The organism is Aquamicrobium terrae, assembly GCF_040545735.1.
Taxonomy (GTDB): Bacteria; Pseudomonadota; Alphaproteobacteria; order Rhizobiales; family Rhizobiaceae; genus Mesorhizobium; species Mesorhizobium terrae_A.
In genome coordinates, this window is sequence record NZ_JBEPML010000020.1 from 14,288 (window position 1) to 28,805 (window position 14,518).

12 protein-coding genes are annotated in these 14,518 nt (G+C 62.0%); 4 read left to right on the plus strand and 8 right to left on the minus strand.

Features of this window, described 5'->3' with window-relative positions; genetic code table 11:
• Positions 1 to 53: 53 nt before the first annotated feature.
• The gene (locus ABID37_RS21255) at positions 54 to 2,501 is read right to left on the minus strand and encodes a GcvT family protein (RefSeq protein WP_354198418.1); all 2,448 of its coding nucleotides are present in this window, start codon (positions 2,499 to 2,501) and stop codon (positions 54 to 56) included.
• Positions 2,498 to 4,951 carry a GcvT family protein gene (locus ABID37_RS21260; protein WP_354198420.1) on the minus strand — a complete coding sequence of 818 codons (2,454 nt, stop codon included), beginning with the start codon at positions 4,949 to 4,951 and terminating at the stop codon, positions 2,498 to 2,500. Before ABID37_RS21260 ends, ABID37_RS21255 begins: the two co-directional genes overlap by 4 nt.
• A gap of 196 nt (positions 4,952 to 5,147) precedes the next feature.
• On the opposite strand from ABID37_RS21260, the gene ABID37_RS21265 reads away from it, so the two are divergent.
• Entirely contained in the window at positions 5,148 to 5,903 is a 756-nt protein-coding gene (locus ABID37_RS21265) for a cupin domain-containing protein (RefSeq protein WP_354198422.1), read from the plus strand.
• A 268-nt stretch (positions 5,904 to 6,171) separates the two neighbouring features.
• Here ABID37_RS21265 and ABID37_RS21270 read toward each other — a convergent pair whose 3' ends face one another.
• The 4 genes from ABID37_RS21270 to ABID37_RS21285 form a co-directional block, all read right to left on the minus strand.
• Entirely contained in the window at positions 6,172 to 6,585 is a 414-nt protein-coding gene (locus tag ABID37_RS21270; protein ID WP_354198424.1) for a GFA family protein, read from the minus strand.
• 70 nt (positions 6,586 to 6,655) lie between these two features.
• Positions 6,656 to 7,414 carry a DUF899 family protein gene (locus tag ABID37_RS21275; RefSeq protein WP_354198426.1) on the minus strand — a complete coding sequence of 253 codons (759 nt, stop codon included), beginning with the start codon at positions 7,412 to 7,414 and terminating at the stop codon, positions 6,656 to 6,658.
• A gap of 109 nt (positions 7,415 to 7,523) precedes the next feature.
• The gene (locus ABID37_RS21280) at positions 7,524 to 9,065 is read right to left on the minus strand and encodes an MFS transporter (RefSeq protein ID WP_435521612.1); all 1,542 of its coding nucleotides are present in this window, start codon (positions 9,063 to 9,065) and stop codon (positions 7,524 to 7,526) included.
• A gap of 138 nt (positions 9,066 to 9,203) precedes the next feature.
• Positions 9,204 to 9,698, minus strand: coding sequence for an anthrone oxygenase family protein (locus ABID37_RS21285; protein WP_354198430.1), 495 nt, complete (start codon positions 9,696 to 9,698; stop codon positions 9,204 to 9,206).
• A 124-nt stretch (positions 9,699 to 9,822) separates the two neighbouring features.
• Between ABID37_RS21285 and ABID37_RS21290 the strand changes: the two genes are divergently transcribed.
• A complete protein-coding gene (locus ABID37_RS21290; RefSeq protein ID WP_354198432.1) occupies positions 9,823 to 10,479 on the plus strand; it encodes a TetR/AcrR family transcriptional regulator in 657 nt (218 codons plus the stop codon).
• Between the two features lie 497 nt (positions 10,480 to 10,976).
• On the opposite strand, the gene ABID37_RS21295 is transcribed toward ABID37_RS21290, so the two are convergent.
• The gene (locus tag ABID37_RS21295; RefSeq protein WP_354198434.1) at positions 10,977 to 11,870 is read right to left on the minus strand and encodes a LysR family transcriptional regulator; all 894 of its coding nucleotides are present in this window, start codon (positions 11,868 to 11,870) and stop codon (positions 10,977 to 10,979) included.
• 114 nt (positions 11,871 to 11,984) lie between these two features.
• Here ABID37_RS21295 and ABID37_RS21300 point away from each other — a divergent pair, with 114 nt between their 5' ends.
• Entirely contained in the window at positions 11,985 to 12,887 is a 903-nt protein-coding gene (locus tag ABID37_RS21300) for an alpha/beta hydrolase (RefSeq protein WP_354198436.1), read from the plus strand.
• 158 nt (positions 12,888 to 13,045) lie between these two features.
• Complete coding sequence (locus ABID37_RS21305; protein WP_354198438.1) at positions 13,046 to 13,336, plus strand: Rossmann-fold NAD(P)-binding domain-containing protein; 291 nt, start codon at positions 13,046 to 13,048, stop codon at positions 13,334 to 13,336.
• Between the two features lie 205 nt (positions 13,337 to 13,541).
• Here ABID37_RS21305 and ABID37_RS21310 read toward each other — a convergent pair whose 3' ends face one another.
• A complete protein-coding gene (locus ABID37_RS21310; RefSeq protein WP_354198440.1) occupies positions 13,542 to 14,513 on the minus strand; it encodes an NAD(P)H-quinone oxidoreductase in 972 nt (323 codons plus the stop codon).
• Between the last annotated feature and the right edge of the window lie 5 nt (positions 14,514 to 14,518).

The following is a 14,518-nucleotide window of genomic DNA, read 5'->3' on the forward strand; positions in this document are numbered from 1 at the left end:
TCTGTTATCGGATTGAAGCCTGAAGGTTAGGATTATCGGATGTTGCTGGTTCGTCAGAGCCTCGTTCGTTCGGATTTCGGATCATACATCGGTTTGAGCGACGCCTGCGCCGGGAAACGCTCACCCGCGATCTCGATCTCGTAGGTGGAGGCCAGCATATCGGCTTCGCTTTCTCCTTCGCAAGGCACATAGCCCATGCCGATGGCCCCGCCGAGGAAGTGACCGTAATTGCCCGAGGTGACGATGGAAACGATGCGGCCGTCCCGCACGATCGCCTCGTTGTGGAACAGCAAGGGTTCGGGGTCGGTCAGGCGGAACTGCACAAGCCTGCGTATCAGGCCTTCCTCACGCCTGCGCAGCACGGCGTCGCGGCCGATGAAATCGCCCTTGGCGGTCTTCACGGCGAAGCCGAGGCCGGCTTCCAGCACATGGTCCTCGTCGGTGATGTCGTGGCCGAAATGACGAAAGGCCTTCTCGATGCGGCAGGAATCGAGCGCATGAAGGCCGCAGAGCTTAAGGCCGGAAGAAGCGCCGGCCTCCTCGATTGCCTCGAAGACATGGGCGGCCTGGTCGCAGGACACGTAAAGCTCCCAGCCAAGCTCGCCCACATAGGTGACGCGATGGGCGCGGGCGAGCCCCAGGCCGATCTCGATCTCCTGCGCCGTTCCGAACGGGAACGCCTCGTTTGAGAAATCGTTCGGGCTGACTTGCGCAATCACCTCGCGGGCCTTCGGCCCCATCAGGCAAAGCACGCTTTCGGCGGCCGTCACATCGGTGATGACGACGAATTCCTGCGGCCGCGCATGCCTGCGCAGCCAGGCGAGGTCACGTTGCAGGGTCGCGCCGGGAACGACAGCGAAGAAGGCCGTCTCCGACAGGCGCGTGACGGTGAGGTCGCTCTCGATACCGCCGCGCGCATTGAGCATCTGGGCATAGACGATGCGGCCGGGCGCGACGTCCATCTGGTTGGCGCAGACCCGTTGCAGCAAGGCAAGCGCATCGCGGCCCTCGATCCTGATCTTGCCGAAGGAGGTCATGTCGAACAGGCCGACGCCCTCGCGCACCGCCATATGCTCGTCGCGCTGGTTGGCGAACCAGTTCTGCCGCTTCCAGCCATAGCGGTATTCGCGCTCCTGCCCTTCGGCAGCGAACCAGTTGGCGCGCTCCCAGCCGGCGACCTCGCCGAACACCGCGCCGCGCGCCTTCAGATGTTCGTGGATCGGGGAGCGGCGCACGCCACGCGCCGTCGCCATCTGCCGGTAGGGGAAATGGTCGGCGTAGAGCAGGCCGAGCGTTTCCGTCACCCGCTCCTTCAGATAGCGTCGATTGCGCTGGAACGGCTGGGCGCGGCGGATGTCCACCTCCCACAGGTCGAAGGGCGGCTCGCCGTCGTTCATCCACTGGGCCAGCGCGAAGCCGGCCCCGCCCGAGGAGACGATGCCGATCGAATTGTAGCCGGCCGCCACCCAGTAGCCTTTCAGCTCCGGCGCCTCGCCGAGATAATAGCGGTCGTCGGGCGTGAAGCTCTCCGGGCCGTTGAAGAAGGTGTGGATGCCCGCCGTTTCCAACATTGGCATGCGCCGGATCGCCTTTTCGAGGATCGGCTCGAAATGGTCGAAGTCCTCCGGCAACTGGTCGAAGCAGAACTCTTCCGGTATGCCGTCCATGCCCCAGGGCTTCGCCACCGGCTCGAAAGCCCCCAGCATCATCTTGCCGGCATCCTCCTTGTAGTAGGCGCATTCGTCCGGCACGCGCAGCACCGGCAGGCGCTGGAGGCCGGGGATGGCCTCGGTGACGATGTAGAAGTGCTCGCAGGCATGCAGCGGCAGCGTCACGCCCGAGCGGGCGGCGAGGTCGCGGCCCCACATGCCGCCGCAATTGACGACGAGATCGGTCGAGATGACGCCCTGCTCCTCGCCCCGCGCCCACGATACCCCGGTGACGCGGCCATCGCGGTCGTCAACCGCCGTGACCTTGACGTTCTCGATCACCTTCGCGCCAAGCTGGCGCGCGCCCTTGGCCAGCGCCATGGCGATGTTGGCCGGGTCGCACTGGCCGTCCCCCGGCAGGTGGACGGCGCCGACGACATCGGAAATGTCGAGATGGGGATAGAGGTCCTTCACCTCCCGCGGCGAAATCTCGTGGACCTCCACATCGAAGGCCCGCGCCAGCGTGGCCTGCCGATAGATTTCCTCCTTGCGTTCCGGCGTCAGGGCGACGGTGATCGAGCCGTTCTGCCGCATGCCGGTGCCGATGCCGGTTTCGGCTTCGAGCTTCACGTAGAGGTCGGCGGAATATTTGGCGAGCCGCGTCATGTTCTGCGAGGCACGCAACTGGCCGACCAGCCCGGCGGCGTGCCATGTCGTACCGGACGTGAGTTGCTTGCGCTCCAGCAGCACGATGTCTTTCCAGCCGAGCTTCGCCAGATGATAGGCGACGGAACAGCCGGAAATCCCGCCCCCGACGATGACGACGCGGGCCTTGTCGGGGAGGTTGCTCATGCGCGGAGTCTCTCGTTCTGCGGGTCCCACAGCGCCGCGTCCGGCTGGACGACCGCCTTGAACCGCTCACCGAATATCTCGACCTCGAACGCCGTGCCGGATTCGGCAAGGTCGGCGCGCAGCATGGCCAGCGCGATCGACTGCTCGACCCGGTGCCCCCATCCGCCCGAAAGCGTCTCGCCGACGATCTCGCCATTCTTCCACAGAATGGACATGTAGGGCGCGTCGCAGGGGCCGGGGTTCTCGATCGCCAGCGTCACGAAGCGTTTCGCGATGCCTTTCTGCTTTTCAGCCAGAAGCGCGGCCTTGCCCTTGAAGTCGGGCTTGTCCCACTTCACGAAGCGTTCCAGCCCGCCTTGCAGGATCGTGTAGTCGGTCGACAGGTCCTGCTTCCAGATGCGGTAGCCCTTTTCCAGCCTCAGCGAATCCAGCGCGAACATGCCGAACGGCTTGAGGCCATGCTTCTGCCCGGCCTCCCACACGGCATCGAACACGGTCGCCGTATCCTCCACCTTGGTGTGCAGTTCCCAGCCCAGCTCACCGGCGAAGGACACGCGCACGAGCTGGAGCCATCTGCCGGCGATCCGGCACGATTGATGCGTCAGCCATGGCTTCGACAGGTCGCCGTCGCAGACCTCCGCCAGAATGGTGCGCGAGGCGGGACCGCTCAGGATCTGGCAGGAAAAGCGGTCGGTTACGTCCTCGATGGCGATGCCGCTTGCCTCGGGCAGATGCGCTTCGAGCCATTCCCTGTCATGGTACTGGGCGACCGCCGCGGTGATGAGGAAGAAGAAATCTTCGTCGAGCGCCATGATCGACATTTCGGTAACGATCCGCCCCTTGTCGTCGGCGAAATAGCCGAGCCCGATGCGGCCGGGCTTCGGCACGGCGCCCGTGATCAGCGAGGCGAGCCAGTCGCGCGCGCCCGGTCCCTGTACGCGGAAACGCGAGAAGCCGGGCAGGTCGAGAATGCCGGCGGCGTCGCGTACAGCAAGGCATTCCTCGCGGATGCGCCTGTGCCACGGCCCGTCGCGATCGAAAGTCTGGGTCGCCGCCTCCGAAATGTCGTCGCCGGGCTGTGCATACCAGTTGGCGCGCTCCCAGCCATTGTAGGCCCCGAACTGCCCGCCGAGCGCGGCGATCCAGTCGTGGACGGGCGAAAGCTTGCGGTTGCGGGCTGCCGGCCATGTGTGGCGCGGAAAGAAAATAGCGTATTCGTTGCCATAGACCTCCATGCCCTTGGCTACCGCATAATCGGGCGCGGCGGCGAAAGCGGTGAAGCGGCGCGGATCGCACGACCACATGTCCCATTGGGTGGCGCCCTCGGTCACCCATTCCGCCAGTACCTTACCGGCCCCGCCGGCCTGCGCGATGCCGAAGGTGAAGACGCAGGCCTCGAAGGCGTTGGGGACGCCCGGCATCGGGCCGATCAGCGGATTGCCGTCCGGCGTATAGGGGATCGGGCCGTTGATGATCTTGGACAGGCCGGCCGTGCCGAGGATCGGCACGCGGGCGACGGCGTCCTCCAGATACCATTCGAGCCGGTCGAGGTCGTCGGGGAAGAGCTGGAACGAAAAGTCGTCCGGCATCGGATCGTGGGGGCTCGCCCAATGCGCGCGGCAATTGCGCTCATAGGGGCCGAGATTCATGCCGGCCTTCTCCTGCCGCAGATAATAGGAGGAATCCACGTCGCGCAGCAGCGGCAACTTGTGGCCAGCTTCCTTCGTCCACGCGGCCAGCTCCGGAATTTCGTCGAACAGGATATATTGGTGGCTCATCACCATCATGGGGATGTCGCGGCCGAACATCCTGCCGATTTCCCCGGCCCGGTAGCCGGCGGCATTCACCACCTTCTCGCAACGTATGTCGCCCTTAGGCGTCGAGACCACCCAGTCGTTCCCATCGCGGCGCACCGCCGTCACCGGGCAGAAGCGCTCGATCCTGGCGCCCAAATCGCGCGCGCCCTTGGCCAGCGCCTGCGTGAGCTGGGCAGGATCGATGTCGCCGTCATTCGGATCATAGAGCGCGCCCTCGAGGTCATGCAGCTCGATAAAGGGATATTTCGACCTGATCTCGTTGGCACCGATCACCTCGATTGCCATGCCCTGATAACGGCCCATGGCCTTGGCCCGCTGGAATTCCCGCATGCGTTCCTTCGAATGGGCAAGGCGCAGCGAGCCGGTGACATGGTAGTTCATCGGATAGTCCACCGCCTCGGCGAGCCCCCGGTAGAGCTCGGCCGAATAGCGCTGCATGTTCATCAGCGACCAGGACGAGGAGAAGGTCGGCACATTGCCGGCGGCGTGCCAGGTGGAGCCCGAAGTCAGTTCATTCTTCTCCAGCAGCACGCAATCGGTCCAGCCGGCTCTGGCGAGATGGTAGAGCGATGAAACGCCGACCGCGCCCCCACCGATGATGACCACTCGCGCGGTCGAAGGTAGTTCAGACACTGCGGATCTCCCTTTCCAGGGGAAGCCTCGTCGCGAGGACGCCGCCTCCGCCGCTTGAATGGGTCACGCTGTAAGGCGTCCCCATTTCCCTGCCGTTCCACACCGCTTCCTGAAGGTTATCCTCCCGAAACGGAGGTGCTTTTCTTGTGAAGCTCAGGTTGGGAAACCATGTCATGTAAAAATATCATTCACAAGTGTGAAAATTTGTGTTTATTTTTTACAGAACAAAGCGTCGTTGAGTGCCCGACATCGGCTCGGTAAATTCGTTTCCGACCGTGATTGGGCGCAACGGGAAATTATGGCCGATCAAGGACAGGGGTTCGGCATCGAGGCAAAAGGAATGGCCATGCCCTTACGGACGATGCGCAAGACGGAAGAGCCGAACAGCGGCGAAAGCCCGGACGAGATCGCCATCGGCCCGCAAATCCGGGAATTGCGGAAGGTGAAAGGGTTGACGCTTCAGCAGGTCGCGGATTCCGCCGGCATATCCGTCGGCTACCTCAGTCTGATCGAGCGTAACCAGACAAAGCTTCCAATCGGCGTCCTGAAGAAGATCAGCGACACGCTGGGCGTCCACATGAACTGGTTCTTTCATGTGCGCGATGTTCCTGCCCAGGAAAAGGACATCGTGGTCCGGGCGCACAACCGGCGCAGACTCACATTCACCGGAATCGGCATCGAAGAGGAGCTTCTGTCGCCCAATCTCGGCGGTCCGCTGGAAATGCTGCTGAGCACCATCGAGCCGGGCGCGGACAGCGGAGACTACAATCACGACGGCGCGGAATGCGGGCTGGTCATTTCGGGAAGGCTCGACCTGTGGGTCGCCGGGCAGTTCTTTCAACTGGAGGAAGGTGACAGCTTTTCCTTCAGGAGCACCGAGATACACCGCTGCGCGAATTCGGGCGACAAGCCGGCAAAGGTGGTCTGGGTCATCACGCCGCCGCACTACTGATCGGAATCATCAAGTCCGGAATTATCCTTTCCATCCGGCAACATCCGCGGCTGGACCGATTAATCCTATGCTTGTGTTATCCGGTAGCGTTCGGCTGTGTTCGAAAATATCCTGCCTCTTGCATCGCATATTCTCTATATACCGCATGACCGAATTGTCGCAGGGCTGAATGAGACGCCCTTCTTCACGAAGATTCGTTGCCGCCACTGGACCATTCGGACGCATCGGACCGGAGCGTGTCCGGATTTGCACCGCCACATTGACCGAGCTATCCGGGCATGCGCTCAAACTTCGGCAACGCCGGATCCATCGTGTCCCAGCCGTGAGCACGCATGCCGTAGGTGACGACCTGCGGTTCAAACTGGCCGGGATCGTCCAGACTGCCCGCATGCACGGCGATGAGGTCGGGCATTGCCGCAAACGTGAGATAGATCGGCGTTCCACATGCCGGGCAGAAGGCGTGTATTTTGTCGTCGCCGCTGTCGCCGGTGACGCGCCAGGTCTTCGCTTCACCCGTGATCTTCATCTCCGCCCGTTGCGCGAAGGTCAGGTAGGAGCCGTGACCGGTCCCGCTTCGCGTCTGGCAATCGCGGCACTGGCAATGGTTCTGGAAGATGGGATCGCTGTTCGTGGCATAGCGCACCGCGCCACACGCGCACCCGCCGATATAGGACTTTGCCATTGTCATTCTCCTGATCGTGTCGTCCCGAACGGGACGGGTTAGGCCACTTTCGGCTTCGAAGGCTGGCCCCTCATGCGTCCATACCTCCGCCGGTCATAAGCTTGTCGGAATGCCCGGCTTCCAGGCGAGACCATTGAGAGATCGGCCGGCCATCGCGGCGAAACGGATGGTTGGTTTCCCCCCAGTGCTGCGGCCAGCCGGCGGGCGAGTCTTCAAAATCCTCTTGCCGCCCATAGACGGTCAGATCAAGCAACCGGTAAGTGTTGTCCAATGCCTCGACGCCACGCCGTGTGGTCCAATAGGTTTCAAACACATCGGACCCGCGCCGCAGATAGCAAACGATATGCATCATGCCGATACGGCGCCCGACCAGCAGCGTGTCGAGCGAGTCCTGCGCCGAATACCAGGGCATTGTCCAGCCCATGAAGTCACGGTAGCGGGCGCTTTCCGCGTAGGGACCTTGGCTGAACGTGGCGTAAGTCACATCTCGTGAATGCAGGTGCGACAGTTCTCGAAGCTGTGTGCTGAAGAACGTGCATCCTTCGCACTGTTGCGGCGCCGGTTTGCCGGGAACCCACATGAAATAATATGCTATGAGCATCCGGCGTCCCTCAAAAGCGTCGAGCAGCGTCGTAAATCCATTTTCGCCAACAAGCGGAGTTGCACCATCGATCGCGACCATCGGCAGCCGCCGGCGATCAGCCGCGATGGCATCGCTCAGGCGGGTGTGAGCTTTCTCTCGAATGCGCAATGCCTCGAGTCGCGTCTCGAACACGGCGCGATCAACGATCTCCGGGGCCGCGATTTGATCTCCTTTAATGTGGTTCATTCCTTCCTCCATCATCGTTTGTGAATTCAATGCCGCGACAGGTCGCCGTGTCAGCGGCGGCTCGCAACTCCTGTCAACCGTTATCCGGCCCTGGGACGGCCACGGCATCTCAGGCCTCCTCGCGGGAGGGTCCAGACCGCGCCCTGCCTAGCAACGCCGCCGCGAGCGCTGCGGTTACGAGAAGTCCCAGGACGGAGATGCCGGCGGTCAGTTGCATGCCGGCCGTAAAGGCGTCCTGCGCGGCTACAACGAGCGCTCCGGCTTCCTCTGGCGAGAGCGTTTCAGCCGCAGCTACCGCTCCGCCGATCGTGGCCTGCGCCGTCTCGGATGAGGCAGCCGCTGGTTCGCTCGCCATTGCGCTTCTGTAGACCGCCATTGCGATGCTGCCGAGAACCGCGATCCCGAGCGTTCCGCCAAGCTCGTTGCTTGTTTCGCTGAGCGCGGCCGCGGAGCCGGCGCGCTCTGGAGGAGCCGCGCCCACCACTATGTCGGTTGTCAATGTGATCACCGGCGTCAACCCGAGCGAGAAAATCACCGAGCCGATAACAGCAGTGGCGAGCGAGCCGGCCGGGTCCACCTGCGTCAGGACCGCAAACCCTGTCGCAGCGATCACGAGCGCAGCGATCAGCACGCGCTCCGCCCGTAGCCTTGCCGCGATCGCCGGCACAAGAAGCGACCCCGCGATGAAGGCAACGCCTGAGGGCAAGGTCCAGAGCCCGGCTTTGAACGGCGACAGGCCGACCACGAGTTGCAGGTACTGCGGGACAAAGTAGAAAATACTGAAAATGAAGAAGAAGCCCGCCAGGTTCACGGCCAGCGCGACGCTGAATGCCGGGCTACTGAAGAGCGCAAGGTCCACAAACGGATCGGAAAGTCGGCGCTGGCGCCGCAGGAAGACCACTCCGAGAGCCAGTCCCGCAACGATAGCCGCCGCGGCGATCGCATCCGGCCCGTGCTCGGCTACGCGCTTCAAACCCCAAACTACCGAAAGCACGGCGACAAGCGACTGGCAGGCGCTGACCACGTCGAGCCGCCCGGCGTTCGGGTCGCGATACTCCGGCAGAAGCAGCGGGCCGAGGACGAGCAAGACGATCATGATGGGTACATTGACTAGGAATACCGAACCCCACCAGAAGTACTCCAGCAGCAGCCCGCCCACGACCGGCCCGATCGCCGCCCCGGCGGAGAAGCTTGCAATCCACACGCCGATCGCGATGCGCCGCGAGCCGTCGTCCTCAAACATGTTGCGGATGAGCGAGAGCGTGGAGGGCGCCAGGGTCGCTGCAGCAAGGCCCAGGACTGCCCTGGCCGCGATGAGTTGAACGGGGTTCGTCGCAAATGCCGCCGCTGCCGAGGCCAGGCCGAAGAATGCAGCACCGATCAGGAGCAGCCGCCGGCGTCCGATGCGGTCGCCGAGCGTGCCCATTGTCATGAGCGCGCCGGCGACCATGAAGCCGTAAATATCAACGATCCACAGCAACTGTGCGGCGCTCGGGCCGAGGGTGGCTGTCAGGTGCGGAACCGCGAGGTTAAGCACGGTCATGTCCATCGATACCAGGATGCAAGGGAGCGCGATGACGCCCAGGCCTATCCAGGATCGGGCCGGCGCTTTGCCAGGCTTCGTGAGTCCAGTAGGTGATTTCGGTCGCATCGCGCTTTTCTTCCGGTTTGCCACGCCTACATTCACCGGCTGGGCATCGTTCACCGTTCCGGTAGCAGTCCGTATGAACGTAGGGTTGGATACCGAATGGTGAGAGTTACAAATCTGACGGGATTTCGAGAACTGGCGTCAGGCTCCGTTTTGGTGCAACAGAACGACGGTCAGCGCGATTGCCGAAATCAGCGCAGCAGCTGTCCGAATATGGTTCCAGAAGGTCCAATCGTTGAGAATGCGAACCCACAGATCAGCCTGTTGCTGCGACCCCTGGTCGGCTGCGGCAAGAGCGTCGTTCAGTGGCACGTTGAAGGCGGACGTCACTGCCACGCAAAGAACCAGATAGGTCAGTGCCGCAAGAAGGAGCAGTTTTCCGTCAAGGCTGTCCCACCAGACATAGGAGCCGAAAGCAAGCAGTAGCGATGCCGCTGCTGTTCCCATGAAGAGGGCCATAAAGCCCGGATTGTATACGGTAATGTTGACTGCGTTCATAACCGCAATCCCGCTTTCCGCCGGTACACGGCCGAGGGCTGGCATGACGAAAGATGAGAACGCAAAGAATATCCCGGCCACGACGCCACTTCCGATCGCCGCTGCGAAGGTCAGAACGATGAGTGCCCGCTCAGCCATTGCCGCCTCCCAAAATGCGTTGAGACGAGGGCTCGATTGCGAAATCGGGCTGGTCCCGATAAAACATGATCGATCCTCACTTTTATAAAAGTGATAAACACTCACATTAAGGGAGTCAAGCCCGGTGGCAAAAGAACAATCGACAGGCGCGAGCGCGATGGCGTCTGAAGGTGCGACGGATGGCTCACTGCCCCGACGCCAGCCAGTGCAGAAACGCAGCCGGGAGCGCTTGAGAAAGATACTCGACGTTGCCGCCGCACGGATCGCGCGGAATGGCAGCGACCAACTCAGAATGAGTGATGTGGCAGAGGGCGCGGGAATATCGATAGGCTCGCTCTACCAGTACTTCCCCGACAAAAGTGCGATCGTGCGCGCGCTTGCTGAGCACTACAACGCCCAGAGCCGCCAATGCATCGAAGAGACCCTTCGAGATGTAGCAACGCCGGCTCAGTTGGAAGTGGCCTACGTCGACCTACTTGACCAGTACTTTGCGATGGTCCGCGACGAACCCGTAATACGCGACATCTGGTCGGCTACGCAGACCGACAAGCAGTTAATGAGCCTGGAGTTGACGGAAAGCCGTCTTTGCGCGGCATTGCTTGCTGATGCCATGGCGCGAGCGCACGGACAGAACGCGAAGAAGTATGAGTCGACGGCCTTCATGATCTGGCAACTGGGAGAAGCCGTAGTACGCCTTGCAACCTCCGTCGATGCGAGCGAATCAAAGGCAATTCTTGAGGGCTTCAAGAGAATGACGGCCCGCGAAATCCTGCGGATGTGAAAGTCGCCTGACAGTAAATGATCTAAAGCCACGGTTCGACAACGAGCGCCGAAGGCCCGGATTGGGCTCAGAAACGCGCTCATCGAGCTAAACGTCCGCCTTTTTGTGGGCTGACTGCTGAAAGCTGTCGAACCGCTTTTCACCCCGATGCAGAAGATCTACTTTCAGATACTCGCCAAGACCGCCTGAATGACCGTAGTGGGGGCGCGAAGCAGCAATCTGATGGCCGTCAGCCCAGTTCTGCTGCCCCCTTATGCCCTATTTTGGAGGGTATAGAGGGCAAAGGAGGAGATATAGTTCTCATCGCTATCCCGCATGTCCCGCCAAACACCACCGATTGCTCTCTATGGTACCATGTTGCCGCCGATTGCCGCACCCCGCCAGGTGAGATAGAGACCGCAACGTACCACCGATTCCACGACCAAACCGAGTGCTGAGTGGCGCAATATGACTATTGCCGCTTCCGACCTCAATTGCGTTGTCCAAATGCTGCCGGCTTATTCTCGGTATCTCAGAGCCTCTACCAGCAGAGAAAACGCGGGGGATGCCAGACGCCGGCTTGAATAATAGAGGTGATACCGCTCGAAGATCTGACGCCAAGGGCTCAGCACCTCGACGAGCTCTCCCGATTCCACATGGGGCCTGACCATCGCCTCCGGCATGTAGGCCAGTCCAAAGCCCGCCACCGCTGCCGTTAGGATCGCCGGCAGCGTGCTGAACACGAGTTGCCCCTCAACCTTGATGCGGTGTTCTTTGCCGCCCTTGCGGAACGTCCATGCGAAGAACTCCCCGTGATTGGGCAGGCGCAGATTGATGCAGGCGTGCCCGATCAAATCCTGCGGCGTCTTTGGTCGCTGTCGTCCCGCAAGATATGCGGGCGATCCCACCACGGCCATGCGAATATCCGAGCTTATCGGCACAGCAATCATGTCTTGCGCAATCAGCCGGCCACGACGCACACCGGCATCATAGCGCTCGCTGATGATATCGGTACGGCCGTAGTCGGTGATTATTTCGACAATGATGTCCGGATAATTGGGCAGGAAGCGTCCGACAGCGGGCCAGAGGACATGGTGGACGGCGAACTCATCTGCTGTGACACGGATCGTGCCGGCAGGCTTGTCGCGCAACTCGGTTAGCTGCGCCAGTCCTTCGTTAATCTCCTGCATCGCCGGCTGGACGCGGGCCAGCAGCCGGTCTCCTGGCTCCGTTGGCGAGACGCTTCGCGTTGAGCGGTTGAGAAGGCGCAGACCAAGGCGCTCCTCCAATCCCCGGATCGTTTGACTAAGTGCGGATTGCGAGACGCCGAGCCGGACGGCGGCACGGGTAAAGCTGCCTTCCTCCACGACGATGACGAAGGCGTTCAGGTCTCGCAGGTTCTCACCGGCCATTCATAAGCCTCACTAATGCGATCATGCACTGTATGGCATCTAATCGAAATGGAACGCGGTTGCTACATAGCTTCCATCGAAACCGATCCGACTAGCCGAGAAAGGAGATCGAACATGAAGTCCGTGACCTTCAAGAACCGCACCTGGGATGTGGCGGCCGAGTTGCATGTCCCCGCAGATTTCGATGAGAGCAAGAAATACGCAGCTATCGTCTGTGTTCATCCGGGATCGAGCTGCAAGGGACAGACTGCAGGTCTCTATGCGTCCAAGCTGGCCGAACAGGGCTTCGTCGCCATCGCCTTCGACGCCTCGTTCCAGGGCGAGAGTGGCGGCGAGCCACGCTATATCGAAGACCCCGCCACCCGCGTTGAGGACGTGCGCTGCGCCGTCGATTATCTCGTCACGCTGCCCTATATCGATGAGGAGAAGATCGGGGTGCTGGGTGTATGTGCGGGCGGCGGCTATGCCGTGAACGCCGCCATGACCGAACACCGCATCAAGGCGGTGGGCACGGTGGTCGGCGCGAATATCGGCCGCTTGAACCGCGAGGGCGACGTGATCGCCACACTCGAAGCGATCGGCAAGCAGCGCACCGCCGAGGCGCGGGGTGCCGAACCGCTTATCAACAACTGGATTCCTAACTCGATTGAGGAGCGTGACGCGGCCGGCATCACCGATATCGATGTCTCGCAGGCCGTGGATTATTATCGTACGCCGCGCGGAAAGAACGCCTGCGCACCCAACAAGCTGCGCTTTACCAGTGTGGGCAGCGTGATCGCTTTTGATGCGTTCCACTTGGTAGAAGACCTGCTGACGCAGCCGATCCAGATCATCGTCGGCTCCGTTCCCGGTGCGTTCGGTTCACTCAAGGACGGTCAGGAACTCTATGCCCGCGTAAAGAGCGAGAAGGGCCTGTTCGTGGTCGAGGGCGCGACCCACTACGATCTGTATGATCAGCCCGAGTCCGTCGCCAAAGCGGTCGAGAAACTGGTGCCGTTCTACAAGAAGCATCTCTGACCAAAGAGGGTGCTGGAACCTGGCTTGAGCACCCTCTGCTACTATCCAAACCACGAAATTGTCGGCGAACAGTTGCCTGCGTATGGCCGGTTTCCCACCATACGCAGGCGACAGATCGCCTATGTCTTCGAAAGGATTACACGGCGCTTGACGCAGGTGTGGATGAATATTTTGCTGCTCAGGACGGTCAGCAGATGGGCGACCCGGTCAAAGCCATGCAAGTGGTCATCGACATGGTGGAAAGTGACAGCGCGCCGGTGCGCCTCATGCTGGGCGAAGACGCCTATCAACTGTGGGAAAGTGCGGTCGCCTCCCGCAACCGCGACCTCTCCCAGTGGCGCACACGCGGCGAAGACACGGCTATCCCCCGGTGCCGCGAAGAACCCTGTCGAGACGCTCTGATCGGGAAGCGATCGGGCCGGTTCCGGGGACGCTGGGGCACGGCCTGACCACTCGCCACCAGATGGCATGGCGAGCCGTCCATTTGCGCTATGAGTGCCTTAGAACCTGTGCCAGTCCGCTTCCCATCTGTGGACGCCCCGTAAAACGCAAAGTCGGATGCAGAATCGATCGAAGGTCCTCGAACCCGGAGCGGACTACTCGCGAAAGACACTATGAACGCAGGAGACTACCGAGAACCCGGGTCGGTTAGCGTTACAAGGTTAGCAGGATTTTGCCGACATGATCCCCGCTCTCCATGTACTCGTGTGCCGATCGCGCTTCCTGAAGCGGAAACTTTTGGTCGATCACGGGTTTGATGCGGCCGCTGGCAAGGAGGGGCCAGAGATCGCGGCGCACGCCGGCGACAATGCGCGCCTTTTCGGCGAGGGGACGGTCCCGTAGCGAGGTGGTGAACAGCGAAGCACGAAGACCCATCATCTGTCCAAGGTTGATCTCGGCCGTCCGCCCGCCTTGCAGGCCGATCATGGCGATGCGCCCGTCATGAGCCAGTGCTGAGACGTTACGGGACAGGTAGGGTGCGCCCATGTTGTCCAAAATGACATCGACGCCCTTGCCGTTCGTTTCCTCCCGGACCACCGTCACGAAGTCTTCCTCGCGATAGGAAATTGCGCGGGCGGCACCCAAGGCGCGGCAGCGCGCCAATTTCTCTTCCCCGCCGGCGGTCGCGAAGACGCGGCAGCCGAGGGCGTGCGCCGTCTGGATGGCGAAGGAGCCGATGCCGCCGGCGCCGCCGTGGACGAGCACCGTCTCGGCGGGCTGAAGACGGGCGATATCGAGAAGATTGGACCAGACGGTACAGGCGGCCTCCGGAAGTCCCGCCGCGATTACCGGGTCGACCGGAATGGGCAGGACCTGTGCGGCAGGTACGACCACCCGCTCCGCATAGGCCCCGCCGGCGACCAGGGCGCAGACCCGGTCTCCGACCTGCCAGGCCTCGACCCCGTCGCCCAGCTCGGCGATCGTTCCGGAACATTCTATACCGAGGATCAAGGGCAGGGGAATGCCGAGACTATAGGTTCCGCGGCGCTGAAGCAGGTCGGAATAGTTGAGGGCGGCGGCCGTGACCGCGATAAGGACCTCTCCCGGCCCGGCGCGAGGTGTTTCCACCTCGCGCCATTCCAGGGCGTCCGGGCCGCCTGTGCGCGGCAGCAGGATCGCATGCATCGATG

Excerpts from the sequence above, each read along its gene's own strand:
- ABID37_RS21300 (WP_354198436.1), top strand. The coding sequence starts at position 11,985 with ATGAAGTCCGTGACCTTCAAGAACCGCACCTGGGATGTGGCGGCCGAG.
- ABID37_RS21280 (WP_435521612.1), bottom strand. The coding sequence starts at position 9,065 with ATGCGACCGAAATCACCTACTGGACTCACGAAGCCTGGCAAAGCGCCG.
- ABID37_RS21270 (WP_354198424.1), bottom strand. The coding sequence starts at position 6,585 with ATGGCAAAGTCCTATATCGGCGGGTGCGCGTGTGGCGCGGTGCGCTAT.
- ABID37_RS21310 (WP_354198440.1), bottom strand. The coding sequence starts at position 14,513 with ATGCATGCGATCCTGCTGCCGCGCACAGGCGGCCCGGACGCCCTGGAA.
- ABID37_RS21275 (WP_354198426.1), bottom strand. The coding sequence starts at position 7,414 with ATGAACCACATTAAAGGAGATCAAATCGCGGCCCCGGAGATCGTTGAT.
- ABID37_RS21285 (WP_354198430.1), bottom strand. The coding sequence starts at position 9,698 with ATGGCTGAGCGGGCACTCATCGTTCTGACCTTCGCAGCGGCGATCGGA.
- ABID37_RS21255 (WP_354198418.1), bottom strand. The coding sequence starts at position 2,501 with ATGAGCAACCTCCCCGACAAGGCCCGCGTCGTCATCGTCGGGGGCGGG.
- ABID37_RS21295 (WP_354198434.1), bottom strand. The coding sequence starts at position 11,870 with ATGGCCGGTGAGAACCTGCGAGACCTGAACGCCTTCGTCATCGTCGTG.